This window comes from Marisediminicola sp. LYQ85, assembly GCF_046600695.1.
Lineage (GTDB): Bacteria > Actinomycetota > Actinomycetes > Actinomycetales > Microbacteriaceae > Marisediminicola.
Genome location: NZ_JBKIWO010000001.1, coordinates 1,144,236 through 1,159,551 on the forward strand (window position 1 = coordinate 1,144,236; position 15,316 = coordinate 1,159,551).

Sequence of the window (15,316 nt, forward strand, 5' to 3'; positions counted from 1 at the left end):
GATCGCTAAGCTGAGCGTCGATCGACCACGATCGACATCGACAGGGTGGTGCCACATGGGCTTCTTCAACTCCGGGTTCTCGGGACGACGCCGACCGGACACACCGGGTCTCCCTCCCGGCCAGTACGTCACCGAGAGCTTCCCCGTGCTCTCCGCGGGGCCGACGCCGCGCATCGACACCGACCAGTGGCAATTCACGATCACGACCGAATCGGGTGAACGCCACCGGTGGTCGTGGGACGAGATGCTCGCGCTCGGAGTCGAAGACGTGGCGACCGACATCCACTGCGTCACGAGCTGGTCGAAACTGGGCACGACGTGGCGCGGCGTTCCGCTCGACACGCTCTTCGCCGACGTCGACACGAGCGCCGAGTTCACGATGGCCTCGAGCTACGGCGGCTACACGACCAACCTGCCCCTCGCCGACCTCCTCGACGGCAAGGCATGGATCGCCACGGAGTTCGAGGGCGAACCGCTCGAACCGGAGCACGGCGGTCCCGCGCGGCTGCTCGTTCCGCACCTCTACTTCTGGAAGAGCGCGAAGTGGGTCGCGGGCATCCGCCTGATGGAGAACGACGAACCCGGCTTCTGGGAGCAGAACGGTTACCACATGTACGGCGACCCCTTCCTCGAGCAGCGCTATTGGTGACCTGGTCCGTCGCGACGGTCGTCGCGGCGCGCATCGAGACCGACCGCTCGCGCACCCTCACGCTCGACGTCGAGGGCTGGTCGGGGCACATCCCCGGTCAGCACGTGGATGTCCGTCTCACGGCGGAAGACGGCTACACGGCGGTCCGCTCGTATTCGATCGCGACCTCCGCCCTCTCGAGCCTCCTCGAGATCACCGTCGATCGACTCGACGACGGCGAGGTCTCGCCGTACCTCGTCGACGGAGTCGAGATCGGTGACCGGCTCGAGATCCGCGGGCCGACGGGCGGATGGTTCGTTTGGAGGCGCGATCAGCCGGGGCCCGTGCAGCTCATCGGAGGGGGCTCGGGCATCGTCCCCCTCATGGCGATGATGCGCACCCACGCCGATGTCGCGAGCTCAGCCCCGTTTCGTACGCTCTACTCCGTTCGCTCCCCCGCCGACGCGCTCTTCCGACCCGAGATCCTCGAGCTCGAGCGGCGGGATCCCGCCCTCGATGTGACCTGGGCCTTCACGAGGAACACCCCCGAGTCGTGGCCGACGGCTCCCGCGCGACTCGATGCCGCGAGCCTCGCGTCTGCGGTGTTCCCGCCGTCGGTCGGCGCCGCGGTCTTCGTGTGCGGCTCGACGCCGTTCGTCGAGAGGATCGCGACGATCCTCGTCGACGCCGGTCACGACCCCGCCCTCGTGCGCACCGAGAGGTACGGCGGTCTCACCTAGGGTTGAAGGATGCTCGACGCGCCCGACACGACCGCCTCACCCCGTCGGGGGCGTCGCAGCGCAGCGCCCGAGGGCGGCCGCGCCGGCAGGGTGGGTTTTCCCCGCCTGGTGTGGGCCGCCGTGCTCTTCATGGCGGCGACGTCACTCACCTGGTCTGTCGCGATGCCGACCCTGCGCTCCGCCGACGAGTACGACCACGTCTCGGCGGCGATCTCGTGGTCGGAGACCGGGGAGTGGCCCGGATACAAGGAACTCCCGCTGCGCGCGGCCATCCCCGAGGTGTTCTCACCCGCGGGACTCCGCTGGGGCGAAGATCCCGACGTCATCGTTCGCCCGTCGCTCACCGACGAGAACGCGACGCCACGGTCCGAGCGCGTCTCGTTCGACGAGCTCACCCCGGGAGACCACCCGACGAGGATCAACAAGGCGGGTCAGCATCCCCCCGCCTACGCGATTCTCACGGGAACGGTCTACGGCGCCCTCCCCGACGGCATCGCCTTCGACCAGGCGATCCTGGCCCTCCGGGTCATCTCCGTCGCGCTCATCACTCCCCTGCCTCTCATCGCCGCCGCGATCGCGCGACGGCTCGGCGCCCGTCGAGGCGTGATCGCGGGCGCCGCGCTCGCCGTGTGCGCGGTTCCGCAGCTCGGCGCCTTCGGTGGCGCCGTCAACAACGACAACCTGCTCAACCTCGCGGCCGCACTCACCCTCCTCGGAATCGCCCACGTCGTCACGGGCGACCGCCGCTGGTGGGTCGGACTCGCCCTGGGGCTCGCGGGAGCGCTCGCGCTGCTCACGAAAGCGTGGGCGCTCCCTCTCGTCGCCGTCGCGTTCCTCGCCTACCTCGTCGCCGCGGCGCGCTCGCGGTCGCTGCGTCCGTGGCTCGTGTCGTTCTCCGCCTTCGTCGTGAGCGTGCCACTCGGAGCGTGGTGGTGGGTGCGCAACGTCCTCGTCTACGGAACCGTGCAGCCCGCGGGTCATCGCCGCGAGCTCGAGGACGGCCCCCTCCCCGTCGGCGAGGTCCTCCCCGACATCGGTGCGGCCTTCGTCGAACTGTTCCCGTCGAGGTTCTGGGCCCAATTGAGCATCAAATACGGCTCCGAGGCGTTCCCGAACGTGCTCCTCCTCGTGCTCACGGCGATCGTCGCGATCCCCTTCATCGTCGGCCTCGTGCGGCCCCCTCGCGGCGTCCGCCCCCTCGACGTGATTCTTCTCGTCGTGCCGATGGTCATGACCCTTGCCATCCTCGTGCTCTCCGTCACGAGACTCACGATGCAGACCGGTGTCGTCGCGGGAGTGCAGGGGCGCTACCTCTATTCGACGATCACGGTGCTCGCTCTCGTCGTGGCCCTCGGACTCGGGAGGCTCTCAGGACGGCGTGCGGCGTGGATCGTGCCACTCATCCTCGGACTCGCGGCCCTCGCGCTCACCCTCGGAAGCGTGGCGCGGGGTCTGAGCTACCACTACGGCAGCCCCCGGTGGGGATCACCCCTCGCGACTATCGACGATGTCGTCGCGTGGTCGCCCGTCGAACCGTGGGTCACCATCCCCGTCTGGGGAATCCTCGCGGCGGCCGCGCTCTATCTGCTCGTCGAACTCGTCGTGAACACCGCGCGCGGCCGCGAGCTCGTCGAGCGGGAGAGTCGCGAACTCGACGTCATCGAGGCCGAACGCCGCGAGGCGCGCGTCGAGACCGCGCCAGACTCGGGGGTCAGCTCAGTTTCGAGTCGTCGCTGAGCACGTGCCACGTGCGGTTGTGGTAGACGAGCGGCCTCGAGAGGTCGGCGTCGGCCTCGGGGCTTCCGCGCTCGGGGGACTTCGCTTCGAGAGCCTCGACGGCGAGCACGGTCGACGCACCCGCGTGCATGCGGTCGACGACCCGCCCGCGGATCCACACGGGGGCGTCGACGAAGTAGGGCTCACCCGTCTCGAGACGTGACCACAGCGACGTGTCGGCGAACCGATCGATGCCGCTCGTCGCTCCGAGCACCGCGATGGGCAATTGCGCCGCTGCCAGCAGGTGCACGACGACGGTCGACGCGCGCACGAGGGTCGGGGTGCTCGACGACTGCGCCGAGAGGGAGAACACGAGCAACGGCGGCTCGGCGCTCACGGAGAACACCGACGTCGCGGTGAGTGCGACGGGCCCCTCGCCCGCGTCGGCCGTCACGACGGCGACACCGGCGGGATGATTGCGGAAGGCCGCCTTGAACTCGTCCGCCGAGAGGACTGCTTCGCCGTCATCCAGCACGTTGATGCGGCCGGTGATAGCGGGGGCCGACTCGGAGTCGGTCGTGGCCGGGGTGTCGGAGGTCGTCATGAGTGGTCCTTCGTCGTCGCGGGGCATCAGGACATCCCGATCGATGTCACTCTGACTACTGCAACGCCCTCGGCGTCGGATTCTTCCAGGTCGACCGTCGCGGTGATCGACCAGTCGTGGTCGCCCTCCGGGTCGGCGAGGATCTGTCTCGCCTCCCACCGCCGCCCGGACTCCGTGACGACGAGCATCCGCGCACTGCGCGCGTCGGCATCGGTGCCGATGCTGTCGTGGTCGTCGAAGTAGGGGTCGAGAGCGCTCGCCCATGCCTCGGAGTCGAAGCCGACCGCCGCGTCGAGCTCGCCGAGGGCATCCCAGTCCTCTCGCGCGGCGAGCTGCACCCTGCGGAACATCTCGTTGCGCACGAGGATGCGGAACGCGCGGGCGTTGCCCGTGACACCCCGGGGCGTCGGTGGGAGGACCGACACGGTGCCGTCGGGGAGTTCCTCGGGGTGGGTGAGCTGCTCCCACTCGTCGAGGAGGCTCGAGTCGACCTGACGCACGAGCTCGCCGAGCCACTCGATGAGGTCGCGCAACTCGTCGTTCTTGATCTCCTCGGGGATCATCTGCCTCGCGGCCCGGTAGGCATCCGAGAGGTAGCGCAACACGAGTCCCTCGGATCGCGCGAGCTTGTAGAAGTTGACGTAGTCGACGAACGTCATCGCCCGCTCGTAGAGGTCGCGCACGACCGACTTGGGGCTCAGCTCGAAATCGCCGATCCAGGGCTGAGTGCTGCGATAGACCGCGAAAGCCTCGTCGAGGAGGTCGCCGAGGGGCTTCGGGTGCGTGATCTGCTCGAGCAGTTCCATGCGCTCGTCGTACTCGATGCCCTCGGCCTTCATCGCCGCGACCGCTTCGCCGCGCGCGATGAACTGCTGCTGCGAGAGAACGGGCCGCGGATCGTCGAGGGTCGCTTCGAGCACCGACATCATGTCGAGCGCGTAGGTCGGGCCCCGCGAATCGGCGGCCTCGGTGTCGGAACCCTCGGCCGGTTGCAGGAGGTCGAACACCGCGAGGGCGAACGGCGACAGCGGTTGGTTGAGAGCGAAGTCCCTCGGGAGGTCGACGGTCAGACGGATGCGTGCGCTCTCGCCGATCCCACCGCCGATCTGCTCCACGATCTCCGCGGTGCGCAGCGTTCGGTAGATGGCGAGAGCCTGCCTCGCGAGAGCGAGTTGTCGGGAGAAGGGCTCGTGGTTGTCGAACACGAGGTCGCGCGCGATCTGGAAGGCGTCGGCATCCGAACCGTCACCCGTGCGACCGATGATGTTGAGCAGCATCGCGTGAGTGATCTTCATGCTCGACGTGAGCTTCTCGGGCTCGGCGTCGATGAGCCGCTCGAAACTCGGGCGCCCCCACGACACGAACCCCTCGGGTGCCCTCTTGCGCACGACCCTTTTGAGCTTCTTCTGGTCGTCACCCGCCTTCGCGACGAGTCTCGCGTTCTCGATGTCGTGCTCGGGTGCCTGACAGACGACGCTCCCAGCGATGTCGAACCCCGCGCGACCCGCCCGCCCGGCGACCTGATGGAATTCGCGCGCCGAGAGTTGACGCATGCGAGTGCCGTCGAACTTCGTGAGCGCGGTGAGGAGGACCGACCGGATCGGAACGTTGATGCCGACCCCGAGAGTGTCGGTGCCGCAGATCACGCGGAGCAGACCCTGCTGGGCGAGCTGCTCGACGAGCCTTCGATACTTCGGCAGCATTCCCGCGTGGTGCACTCCGATGCCCGCGCGCACGAGCCGACCGAGCGTTTTGCCGAAGCTCGTCGTGAAGCGGAACCCGCCGATGCGATCGGCGATGAGATCGCGCTGCTCGCGCGTGGCGACCTTGATGCTCGTGAGGGACTGCGCTCGCTCGAGGGCCGCGGCCTGCGAGAAGTGCACGATGTAGACGGGGCCCTGGCCCGTCGAGAGCAAGTCCTCGACGGTCTCCTGCGTCGGCGTCGTGACGTAGCTGTAGTGCAGCGGCACGGGCCGCTCCACACCCGTGATGACCGCGGTCTCCCTGCCGGTGCGCGCGGTCAGGTCGGTCGAGATCGTCTCGACGTCACCGAGGGTCGCCGACATGAGCACGAATTGCACGCGCGGGAGGGTCAGGAGCGGCACTTGCCACGCCCACCCGCGGTCGGGATCGGAATAGAAGTGGAACTCGTCCATGACGACCTGGTCGACGTCACTTGACGCTCCCCCGCGCAAGGCGACGTTGGCGAGGATCTCGGCGGTGCAGCAGATGATGGGGGCGTCGGGGTTCACGGCGGAGTCCCCCGTGACCATACCGACGTTCTCCGCGCCGAAGACCTCGACGAGCGCGAAGAACTTCTCCGAGACGAGCGCCTTGATGGGAGCCGTGTAATAGCTGCGCTTGCCGGCGGCGAGAGCGGCGAAGTGGGCGCCCATCGCCACGAGGGACTTGCCCGTTCCCGTCGGCGTACTGAGGATCACGTTCGAGCCCGACACGATCTCGATGAGGGCGTCGGCCTGGGCGGGGTAGAGCGGGAGGCCGCGGCCCTCGGCCCACTCCTCGAACGCCGTGTAGACGGCATCCGCGTCGTACGACTGCGCGGTGCCCCTCGCGACGAGCGAATCGAGGAGGCGATCAGGCACGGGGGTCGACCCCGCCGATCGTGCCTGCCCTGTCGACGCGACCGACCATGCCCCACGCGCCGAGGGCGTAGTCCCAGAAGCCGTCGACGTCGAGCCGCACCGGCACGATCGCGTTCGGCTCTGCGGAGGCGAAGTCGACGACCGTCATGCCGGTCGTGTGGTGCCCCGCGGTCTCGACCTCGACTCGGGCACGCCGCGACTGGAACAGCTCGGGGTGGGTCACGTGGGCGACGGCGCAGACGTCGTGCACCGCTTGCCCGCGCCACTCGGCGTCGTCGGGATTGGTCCAGAACGTCGCGAGAGGCACGGCCAGATCGGTGCCGACGGGGCCGAGTTCGGCCATGCGCGCGAGGATCTCCGCGTCGGCGATCGCTTGCAGGGTGAGGTCGAGGCCGACCATGACGACGGTCCACCCCGCGGCGAAGACGATCTCGGCCGCCTCCGGGTCGGCGAAGATGTTGAACTCGGCCGCGGGCGTGGCGTTGCCCCGCGTGAACGAGCCGCCCATGATCACGAACGAGGCGACGCGCTCGACGATGCTCGGGTCACGGCGGATCGTGAGGGCGATGTTGGTGAGCGGGCCCGTCGCCACGAGGTGCACCTCGCCCGGTGCCGCGTCGATCTCCCGGATGATGAGGTCGACCGCAGACAGCTCGGATGCCGCGAGCTCCGCTTCGGGCAATCGCACGGTGCCGAGGCCCTCCGCTCCGTGCACGTGCTCGGCGTTCGCGGCGGGACGCGTGAGGGGTCCCTCCGCGCCCGCGGCGATCGGCACCGCGTCGAAACCGAGGTACTCGCGCAACCGCAGGGCGTTGCGCGTCGTGTTCGCGAGGCTCACGTTGCCGCCGACCGTCGTGACCGCCACGAGATCGATATCGGGGTCGCCGTGCGCAAGGAGGAGAGCGAGAGCGTCATCGAGCCCCGGATCGCAGTCGAGCAGGATTTTCGCCATGCCCCAACCGTGCCACAGTCCCCCGCTTCGATAGTCATCGCGGTGCTCGCTACACTCTGATGTGCCTTCTGAGACCCCCTCCGCCATCGACCCCGACGACCTCGAGACGACTCTCCGCGTGCTCGCGCAACTCGACGCCCTCGAGGAGGACGACCCCGACTTCGTGCGGGTGCGTCAAGCGACGGCGCGCATGTTCAAGTCGGTCAAGAAGAACCGCCGCCTCGAGAAACGAGCGGTCATCGCGGATGCCGATCGCGCCGTCGTCGCGGCCACGGCGACGGGCGCCCCCGATCGCATCGACGACGAGACGCGCGGGGTCACTCTCGCCATCACGTCGGAAGAGCCGACGGCCGGCGAACTCATCAAGTCGAGGCCGTGCTACATCTGCAAGCAGCGCTACACGATCGTCGACCCGTTCTATCACCAGCTCTGCCCCGACTGCGCGCGCCGGTCGCACGCGAAACGCGACGCCCGCACCGACCTCACGGGCAAGCGGGCGCTGCTCACGGGAGGGCGCGCCAAAATCGGCATGCACATCGCGCTGCGGTTGCTGCGCGACGGCGCCCACACGACCATCACGACGCGGTTTCCCCGCGACGCCGTGCGCCGGTTCGCGGGCATGAGCGATTCGGCCGAGTGGTTGCACCGCTTGCGGGTCGTCGGCATCGACCTCCGCGACCCGGCGCAGGTGATCGGGCTCACCGACGCGATGGCCGCGGCCGGCCCGCTCGACATCCTGATCAACAACGCGGCCCAGACCGTGCGCCGGTCGGCGGGTGCCTACGCTCCTCTCGCAGATGCCGAATCCGCGCCGCTCCCCGACGGCCCGCTGCCCGAGCTCCTGACCTTCGGTCACACGAACGACACCCATCCGCACGCTCTCGCGGCCTCGGTCGCCGAGCATCCGCTCCTCGCGAGGGCCGCCGGCCCCAAGTCGCCGGGATTGAGCGGGGACGACCTCACGACGCTCGCGATGGCCGCGGGATCGTCGTCGCTCGATCGCCTCGCCGACGGCACCGCGATCGACGCGGGCGGCCTCGTGCCCGACCACGCCGACACGAACAGCTGGACCCAGGTCGTCGACGACGTCGATCCGCTCGAGATGCTCGAAGTGCAGCTCGCCAACGTCACGGCGCCGTTCCTCCTCGTCAGCCGGCTCCGGCCCGCCCTCGCCGCCTCGCCCGCCCGACGGAAGTACATCGTCAACGTCTCGGCGATGGAGGGGGTCTTCTCCCGCCGCTACAAGGGTCCGGGGCATCCGCACACCAACATGGCCAAGGCCGCCCTCAACATGCTCACGCGCACGAGCGCCGGCGAGATGTTCGAGAGCGACGGCATCCTCATGACGAGCGTCGACACCGGCTGGATCACCGACGAACGACCGCACCCGACGAAGGTGCGACTCGCTCACGAGGGCTTCCACGCGCCCCTCGACCTCGTCGACGGCGCCGCCCGCGTCTACGATCCCATCGTCGTCGGGGAGGCCGGCACCGACCTCTACGGTGTCTTCCTCAAGGACTACGAGACGTCACCGTGGTGACGCGCGCGGAGGCTACGCGAGCCCCGGGATGAAGAGCGCCGCGAGGAGCAGCGCGAAGATCACGACGAAGATGATCGGGCCGACGACACGCACGATCTCGACCCACCGTCCGTGAGAGATGATCGACCGCGCGACACTCGACCCCGCCCCGAGCTGTTCGAGGTCGCGGACGACCGCGCGCCCCTCGGTCGCCGCCGCGATCTGCGTCGCGGCACCGAGCACGCCCGTCGCGAGCAGGATGCCCGCCGCAGCGAGCCGCACGACGAGCGGGGTGTCGGCGAGCCCCGCCTGCAGGAACGCGATCGTCGATGTCAGGAGAACGATCGGACCGAGCTGCGACACGATGATGTGCCAACGAGCACGCGTCCAGTGTGAGATGAGGTCGAGCTCGGTCATGGGCGGATCCGTTCTGCGCGGATGCCGTCACCCGCTGCTCACTCAGCGTACGACGGTCCACCGCCCGGTGACGGGTCCGGGCTTTGCTCCGGCCCCGCATGCGCTGAGGCCCCTCGCGTCGCAGTCGTGACGGGCCATCGGGTATTCTTCCCCACGACTGTTCTTTCACTGGGCAGACGTTCGGCGGAAGGGCCAACAATTGGGAAAGCTTCTCTACGGGATGTCGGGTGTCGAGATCGGTTTCGACGACCGGGTCCTCGCCCACTTGCAGGTCGTCATCGGTGCGAAACTCCGCCGCGGCGAGAACTTCTACTTCTCGTGGAAAGACGATCCGGCCGTGGGAGATGGGCGGAGCACCGTCTGGTTGAGCGAATCGATCCCCCTCTACTTCAAGTACAGCGGCGGCAAGATGCCCTCCCTCAACCGCGAGTGGATCGAGGCTCTCATGACGTCGGCCAACAGTGGGCAGGGACTGCAACTGAGCGAAGAGCACCGCCCGGCAGGCGAATCCTCCTGACCGCGGGGGCCCGCTACTCCACTCCGTTCGGCGGGGCAAGCCCTGGTGGGCTCGCTCGGGTGGCTGGTTGACTCGAGGGACAACGAGCTACGAAGGAGTGGCCATGTCCACGATCGCCCCGAACGAATTCCGCCGCCAGAGCGATCAGAGGGTGATCGGCGTCGCGGCGCCGTCCACTCTCACCGTCGAGTCGGTGGCATTCCACGCGCTCTCCGACACGGAATGGCGCGTGAGTGACACGCGAGTCGATCCGTCGGATGTCTCATCCCTCCTGGGCTTCGTCGCCCGTCAGGGCGACTTCTACTTCACGACGGCGATGTCCTCGCCGAGCGCGTCACTTCCGATGAGGTCCCTCGAGGAGGTCGCGCGCCACTTCTGCGAACTGCACGCACGCCGCGGCCGGTGAAATTTGGGCGGTAGCGCCGGCGACCGTTATCCTCGGTAGTGAACCGGGGGAACGGTTCGCGAAACGGGGGCTTCGCCATGAGAAGCAACACACACGACACCGAGGTGGCCGTCGACGTCGTCGTCGGACGGGCCCACCATCGCGTGACGGGCATCGTCGCCGCCGCGATCTTCTCTCTCGCCCTGTGGACCGTCATCGGTGTCGTCGTCTGGGCTGTCGTCAGCGCTCTCGGCACCTGAGATCACGACATCTGACCTCACGGCACCCGAGGCCGTTTCTCCTATCGTGGAACACCGCAGACGCCGTCGGCGACCGCAGACGCAAAACCGCCGCCGAGTGATACTCGACGGCGGTTGGTGGTGGATCCAAGGGGATTCGAACCCCTGACCCCCTGCATGCCATGCAGGTGCGCTACCAGGCTGCGCCATGGACCCATGCCGCCCCTCCGGATAGAAGCTCCGAAAAGGCAACTACAGCAGATTACTACACATCGGGAGTGGTCGTGAACGCACGGCATACTCGAACAATGACTTCCGAGCCCATCACCATCTCGATCAAGCGCACCGTTTCGCCCGATCGCGTCAAAGAGGTCGCGGCGTGGGCCCGAGCGGGCCAGGATCTGCTGAGTGCGACACCGGGATATCTCGGATCGGGATGGGTGAGGCCCGACCCGCACTCCCCCGAGTGGCACATGCTCTATCGCTTCGCCGACAGCTCGAGCCTCACCGCGTGGGAGCAGTCACCCGAGCGCGCCTGGTGGGTGTCGAGCGCCGTCGGCATCGTCGAGGACTCGACGATCGAGCGTCGCACGGGCATCGAGGGGTGGTTCGAGAACCCGTCTACCGTCGAGGTCATCCCGGCCGCACTGCCCGCTCCCCCGCGGTGGAAACAGATGGTGAGCATCTTCATCGTCTTCTTTCCGCTGAGCCTCGCCGCGAACAGCCTGCTCGCACCCCTCACCGGCGAGTGGCCGCTCATCGCCCGCGTCTTCGTGACGGTCGTGCTCGTCACGCCCGTCATGACCTACGTCGCGATGCCCCTCGTGACGAGGGCCCTGCGGCCCTGGTTGCTCAGGCGTCGACCGGAACGACGAGGCCGCCCCAGGTCTCGTTGATGAAGTCCTGGGTCTCCGGTGCCAGGAGCAGCTCGTACAGCTCGGTGATCCTCGGGTCGTCCTCGAGCTCGGGAGTCGTCGCGAGCACGTTGACGTAAGGGCTGTCGGCGTTCTCGATGAGGATCGCCTCGTCGGCGGTGAGGCCCGCGGGCAGGGCGAACGTGATGGTCACGAACGCGGCATCCGTGTCCTGCACGGCCTGGGGCAGGGTCGCGTTCTCGATCTCGATGAAATCGAGGTTGCGGGGGTTCTCGGTGATGTCGGCGAGAGTCGTGGGGTTCTCGGTCGTCTCGATGAGGCCCTCGGCGGCGAGCAGGAGCAGCGCCCTGCCCTCGTTCGTCGGGTCGTTGGGGATCGCGACACTCGCGCCGTCTTCGAGATCGTCGAGGCTCTCGAGGGTGTTGCTGTAGAACGCGGCACTCGGGAGGTAGACCTCGCCGACACTCACGAGCGATCCGCCTCCCGACTCGTTGTAGGTCTCGAGGAAATCGGTGTTCTGGAAGAGGTTGGCATCGACCGACCCGTCGCTCAGGGCGATGTTGGGGGTGTTGTAGTCGGTGAACTCGACGAATTCCACGTCGAGCCCCGCGTCCTCCGCGAGGGTGTCGGCGACGAACTCGAGGATGTCGCCGGCGGGCGTCGCGAGAGCGCCGACACGCAACGTCTCCGTCGCTCCGTCGGCGGAGCCCTCCGAGCCCGCGTCTGACGCGCAGGACGAGAGTCCGAGGATGGCGACCGCCGCGAGGGCCGTCGCAGCGAGAGGCTTACGGGCGAGGTGTCGTGATCGCATGGGTTTCCTTTGTTCGGTCGAGCTGTTCGGTGGGGGTCGATCGTGATCCGCGACGCGAGCGTCTCGAGTCGCGCGGGGCGGAGCGGCGGGCGTAGCGGCGAGCGAAGAGTGTCGCCACCTGCTGGAGCGCCATGACGATCACGAAGATGATGATGATGACGGCGATCATGTGGATGCCGCTGTAGCGCAGGTAGCCGTACCGGATGGCCACGTCTCCGAGACCACCTCCCGCGACGGTCCCGACCATCGCCGAGAAGTTGATGATCGACGTGACGGTCGTCGAGAGGCCGAGGATCATGGGGGCCACGGCCTCGGGCACGAGCACCTTCGAGACGATCTGCCAGCGCGTCGCCCCGAGGGACTCGGCCGCTTCGACGAGTCCGCCGTCGACCTCCTTGATCGCGATCTCGACCATGCGCGCGAAGAACGGGATGGCGACGAGCGAGAGGGGGACTATCGCCGCGGTCGACCCGATGAAGGTGCCGACGATGAGTCTCGTGAACGGGATGACGGCGATCATGATGATGATGAAGGGCACCGACCGCCCGAGATTGACGACGAAGTCGAGCACACGGTTCACGATGCGACCAACCAGTCGCGAGCCGCCGATGCGCTCGAACAGCCCGCCCTCCTCGGTACCCACGAGCACGATGCCGAGGGGAAGACCGACGATGACGGTCACGAGGAGCGCGACGGCGACCATGTAGAGGGTCTGGCCGGTGCCGAGCAGGAGCACCTCGATGAGATCGCTCCAGAAGCCCGGAGCCGAAGGATCGATCATGCTGCGCCTCCCACGACCTCGACGAGCAGACCCTGGCGTCGGAGGTCGGCGATCGCCGCCCCCGCTCGATCGTCACCGTCGGGGATGGCGAGCCGCGTGCGCCCCGCCTGCGCCCCGGACACCGTCTCGATGACGGCTCCGAGGATGCTCACGTCGAGACCGTAATCGCGAGCGAGCTGGGCGATGACGGGCCGGTCGGCCGAGCCCCCGCTGAAGGTGATGTCGACGACGATCTCGCCGGCGCGGTGCTCGACGGCGCCGAGCGGGAAGAGGTCGCGCGCGAGCCGGGATCCGGGGGCGGAGATGAGATCGACGAGAGGCCCCTGCTCGATGACACGACCACCCTCGAGAAGGGCAGCCGAGTCGCACACCGATTTGACGACGTTCATCTCGTGCGTGATGAGGAGCACGGTGAGCGAGAGCTCGCGGTTGATCGTGCGCAGCAGCTCGAGGATCGAGGTGGTCGTCTCGGGGTCGAGGGCCGATGTCGCCTCGTCAGACAGAAGCACGTGCGGTTCGGTCGCGAGCGCGCGGGCGATTCCGACGCGCTGCTTCTGCCCTCCCGACAGTTGACTCGGGTAGGAGTCCGCCTTCGAGGCGAGACCGACGAGGTCGAGGATCTCTCCCGCACGAGCCCGTCTCGACGCGCTGCGGGCTCCGCCGATCTCGAGCGCGAGTTCGACGTTGCCTCGCACGGTTCGACTCGCGAGGAGATTGAAGTGCTGGAAGACCATGCCGATGTTGCGGCGAGCGGCGCGCAGATCGGCCACTCCCACCGAGGTCAACTCGACACCGTCGACGGTGACCGTTCCGCTGTCGGGGCGCTCGAGGAGATTGACGGTGCGGATGAGGGTGCTCTTGCCCGCACCGCTCTGCCCGACGACGCCGAAGATCTCGCCTCGCGCGACCTCGAGGTCGACGGAGCGGAGCGCCGCGACGGAGGAATCGCCCTCACCGAAGGTCTTGCTGACGGAACGGAGGGAGATCACGGGCACCTCGAGGGATGGGACGGGTTTGCCGCGCTGCGCCGGGTGACGGACCTACGGGAAGACGACTCCGTCGAGTGTGCACGGTGCGGAGCCTCGCGCCAAATGCGTGTTACCGATTGTTGCGTCGGGGCTCTTCTCCGTGTGCGACGGTCGACGACCCGGGTCGCCGAGCTTCTGCTACTGCTGCTGCTCGGAGCGAGCGCATCGCGCGCACGGCCGACCGCAGCTCTTGAACGTGGTGCGTGGCGAGGAACTCCTGAGTGTGCACCCCGAGGTCGTTCGCCGCGGCATCCGTGCCGACGGTCTCGACAGGCGATCCGCCACCGAGACCGAGCGTCTCGGTCGCGACCGTGGCCTGGTAGGGCACGTACACGGGTGTCGTGACCACCAGCACGCGTCGACCCGGCGCGCACGTCGAACCCCACAGCCGGAAGGTCGCCGCAGTGTCCGCGCGCCGCGACGGGTCGGCCGACGGCGCCGCCACCACCCGGTAGCGCCGCTCCGGCGACGTCCAGTCGATCGTCGACCAGGCACCCGTGCCCTCGCCACCCGTGGAGACGCGGCACTCGTCGATACCCAGGCCGAACGCGCGCACCATGCCCACCGACATCGCGTCGACCTCGTCGTCACCGTCGACGTCGAGCAGGCGCGCGAGCTCGGACTCGGGTGCACTGAAGCGGCGGTGGGCACCGAGGAAGACGATCTCGTCCGCCGTGACCCCTCGCGCGAGCAGGGACGCCACGAATCGCGGTTTGACGAGTCCCGCGCGCACCATCCCACCGGTGAGCACTATCGAGTCGTAGTGTCCGCGCTGCGGGACGGTGCGACCGGACTGTCCGAGCGCGAGAGCCGCCCGCATGACGACGGCCGTGACCTCCGGATCGATTCCGGTCGCCGCGAGCGAGTCACGCTCGCGCCCGCGGCGGAAGTCCCAGTGCGCACTCGAGAAGCCGTCGAGATAGCCGAGTGCGTCGTCGCCGCCCGACCGGGGCACATCACCCCCGAAAGCGGCGACGACGGAGTGCAAGGCATCACTCGCCACCCACGCGTCGATGCGAGCCACGACCTCGGCCGCGTCATCCGGCTCGCCTCGCCACTCGGGAATGGCCAGCGGTGCGAACGTCACGACCGATCCGGACTCACTCGGCGATCGTGGTCAGTCGTCGCTCGCCCGCTCGGGCAGCTGTATGGGGATGGCGGGGCAGTCTTTCCACAGTCGCTCGAGCGAGTAGTACATCCGGTCCTCCTCGTGGAAGACGTGCACCACGAGGTCACCGAAGTCGAGCAGGATCCAACGCCCCTCGGCGCGGCCCTCCCGGCGCAGCGGCTTGGAGCCCGCCTCGATCAGCTGGTCTTCGATCTCGCCCGCGATCGCGACGACGTTGCGCTCGTTGCGCCCCGTCGCGAGCAGGAACACGTCGGTGAGAGGCAGCGGGCCGGATACGTCGAGGGCGACGAGATCTTCGGCACCCTTCCCGTCGGCGGCGAGGGCGGCGACGCCGAGCATTTCGAGAGCGTGGGGAGTAGCAGTCACGGGGTC

17 protein-coding genes and 1 tRNA gene are annotated in these 15,316 nt (G+C 68.3%); 8 read left to right on the forward strand and 10 right to left on the reverse strand.

Annotated features, from left to right (window positions below; genetic code table 11):
* The first annotated feature begins 55 nt into the window (after positions 1–55).
* Genes ACLHG5_RS05330 through ACLHG5_RS05340 form a run of 3 tightly spaced genes read left to right on the forward strand, consistent with a single transcriptional unit; the run spans position 56 to position 3,105 of the window.
* Positions 56–649 carry a sulfite oxidase-like oxidoreductase gene (locus ACLHG5_RS05330; RefSeq protein WP_411318059.1) on the forward strand — a complete coding sequence of 198 codons (594 nt, stop codon included), beginning with the start codon at positions 56–58 and terminating at the stop codon, positions 647–649.
* Positions 646–1,368, forward strand: a complete 723-nt coding sequence (locus ACLHG5_RS05335; RefSeq protein WP_411318060.1) for a ferredoxin reductase — start codon at positions 646–648, stop codon at positions 1,366–1,368. Before ACLHG5_RS05330 ends, ACLHG5_RS05335 begins: the two co-directional genes overlap by 4 nt.
* A 9-nt stretch (positions 1,369–1,377) precedes the next feature.
* Complete coding sequence (locus ACLHG5_RS05340; protein WP_411318061.1) at positions 1,378–3,105, forward strand: glycosyltransferase family 39 protein; 1,728 nt, start codon at positions 1,378–1,380, stop codon at positions 3,103–3,105.
* On the opposite strand, the gene ACLHG5_RS05345 is transcribed toward ACLHG5_RS05340, so the two are convergent.
* The 3 genes from ACLHG5_RS05345 to ACLHG5_RS05355 are packed head-to-tail and all read right to left on the reverse strand — an operon-like array spanning position 3,080 to position 7,243.
* A complete protein-coding gene (locus ACLHG5_RS05345) occupies positions 3,080–3,688 on the reverse strand; it encodes a flavin reductase family protein (protein ID WP_411318062.1) in 609 nt (202 codons plus the stop codon). The two genes, ACLHG5_RS05340 and ACLHG5_RS05345, sit on opposite strands and share 26 nt — an antisense overlap.
* Positions 3,689–3,714: 26 nt before the next feature.
* Positions 3,715–6,291 (reverse strand): DEAD/DEAH box helicase, encoded by a 2,577-nt coding sequence (locus tag ACLHG5_RS05350; protein WP_411318063.1) that lies wholly within the window; start codon positions 6,289–6,291, stop codon positions 3,715–3,717.
* Positions 6,284–7,243 (reverse strand): nucleoside hydrolase, encoded by a 960-nt coding sequence (locus ACLHG5_RS05355; RefSeq protein WP_411318064.1) that lies wholly within the window; start codon positions 7,241–7,243, stop codon positions 6,284–6,286. Before ACLHG5_RS05355 ends, ACLHG5_RS05350 begins: the two co-directional genes overlap by 8 nt.
* Before the next feature lie 61 nt (positions 7,244–7,304).
* Between ACLHG5_RS05355 and ACLHG5_RS05360 the strand changes: the two genes are divergently transcribed.
* The gene (locus ACLHG5_RS05360) at positions 7,305–8,783 is read left to right on the forward strand and encodes an SDR family NAD(P)-dependent oxidoreductase (protein WP_411318065.1); all 1,479 of its coding nucleotides are present in this window, start codon (positions 7,305–7,307) and stop codon (positions 8,781–8,783) included.
* A gap of 12 nt (positions 8,784–8,795) precedes the next feature.
* Here the strand turns inward: ACLHG5_RS05360 and ACLHG5_RS05365 are convergent, their stop codons facing one another.
* A complete protein-coding gene (locus tag ACLHG5_RS05365; protein WP_411315177.1) occupies positions 8,796–9,179 on the reverse strand; it encodes a hypothetical protein in 384 nt (127 codons plus the stop codon).
* A 199-nt stretch (positions 9,180–9,378) separates the two neighbouring features.
* Between ACLHG5_RS05365 and ACLHG5_RS05370 the strand changes: the two genes are divergently transcribed.
* The 3 genes from ACLHG5_RS05370 (at position 9,379) to ACLHG5_RS05380 (ending at position 10,341) form a co-directional block, all read left to right on the forward strand.
* Positions 9,379–9,696, forward strand: a complete 318-nt coding sequence (locus ACLHG5_RS05370) for an ATP-dependent DNA ligase (RefSeq protein WP_411315176.1) — start codon at positions 9,379–9,381, stop codon at positions 9,694–9,696.
* 103 nt (positions 9,697–9,799) lie between these two features.
* Positions 9,800–10,102 carry a hypothetical protein gene (locus tag ACLHG5_RS05375; protein ID WP_411315175.1) on the forward strand — a complete coding sequence of 101 codons (303 nt, stop codon included), beginning with the start codon at positions 9,800–9,802 and terminating at the stop codon, positions 10,100–10,102.
* 77 nt (positions 10,103–10,179) lie between these two features.
* Complete coding sequence (locus tag ACLHG5_RS05380) at positions 10,180–10,341, forward strand: hypothetical protein (RefSeq protein WP_411315174.1); 162 nt, start codon at positions 10,180–10,182, stop codon at positions 10,339–10,341.
* Between the two features lie 118 nt (positions 10,342–10,459).
* Here the strand turns inward: ACLHG5_RS05380 and ACLHG5_RS05385 are convergent.
* Positions 10,460–10,536: transfer RNA gene (locus ACLHG5_RS05385), tRNA-Ala, on the reverse strand.
* Between the two features lie 92 nt (positions 10,537–10,628).
* On the opposite strand from ACLHG5_RS05385, the gene ACLHG5_RS05390 reads away from it, so the two are divergent.
* Positions 10,629–11,216: an antibiotic biosynthesis monooxygenase gene (locus ACLHG5_RS05390; protein WP_411315173.1), complete on the forward strand. Its 588-nt coding sequence runs from the start codon at positions 10,629–10,631 to the stop codon at positions 11,214–11,216.
* Here ACLHG5_RS05390 and ACLHG5_RS05395 read toward each other — a convergent pair.
* The 5 genes from ACLHG5_RS05395 to rsfS form a co-directional block, all read right to left on the reverse strand.
* Positions 11,173–12,006: a MetQ/NlpA family ABC transporter substrate-binding protein gene (locus tag ACLHG5_RS05395; RefSeq protein WP_411315172.1), complete on the reverse strand. Its 834-nt coding sequence runs from the start codon at positions 12,004–12,006 to the stop codon at positions 11,173–11,175. The genes ACLHG5_RS05390 and ACLHG5_RS05395 overlap by 44 nt on opposite strands.
* Positions 11,981–12,787 carry a methionine ABC transporter permease gene (locus tag ACLHG5_RS05400; RefSeq protein ID WP_411315171.1) on the reverse strand — a complete coding sequence of 269 codons (807 nt, stop codon included), beginning with the start codon at positions 12,785–12,787 and terminating at the stop codon, positions 11,981–11,983. The genes ACLHG5_RS05395 and ACLHG5_RS05400 overlap by 26 nt, the downstream gene beginning before the upstream one ends.
* Complete coding sequence (locus tag ACLHG5_RS05405) at positions 12,784–13,776, reverse strand: methionine ABC transporter ATP-binding protein (protein WP_411315170.1); 993 nt, start codon at positions 13,774–13,776, stop codon at positions 12,784–12,786. Before ACLHG5_RS05405 ends, ACLHG5_RS05400 begins: the two co-directional genes overlap by 4 nt.
* Before the next feature lie 109 nt (positions 13,777–13,885).
* Complete coding sequence (locus ACLHG5_RS05410) at positions 13,886–14,902, reverse strand: hypothetical protein (protein ID WP_411315169.1); 1,017 nt, start codon at positions 14,900–14,902, stop codon at positions 13,886–13,888.
* Between the two features lie 30 nt (positions 14,903–14,932).
* Complete coding sequence (rsfS, locus tag ACLHG5_RS05415; RefSeq protein ID WP_411315168.1) at positions 14,933–15,310, reverse strand: ribosome silencing factor; 378 nt, start codon at positions 15,308–15,310, stop codon at positions 14,933–14,935.
* Between the last annotated feature and the right edge of the window lie 6 nt (positions 15,311–15,316).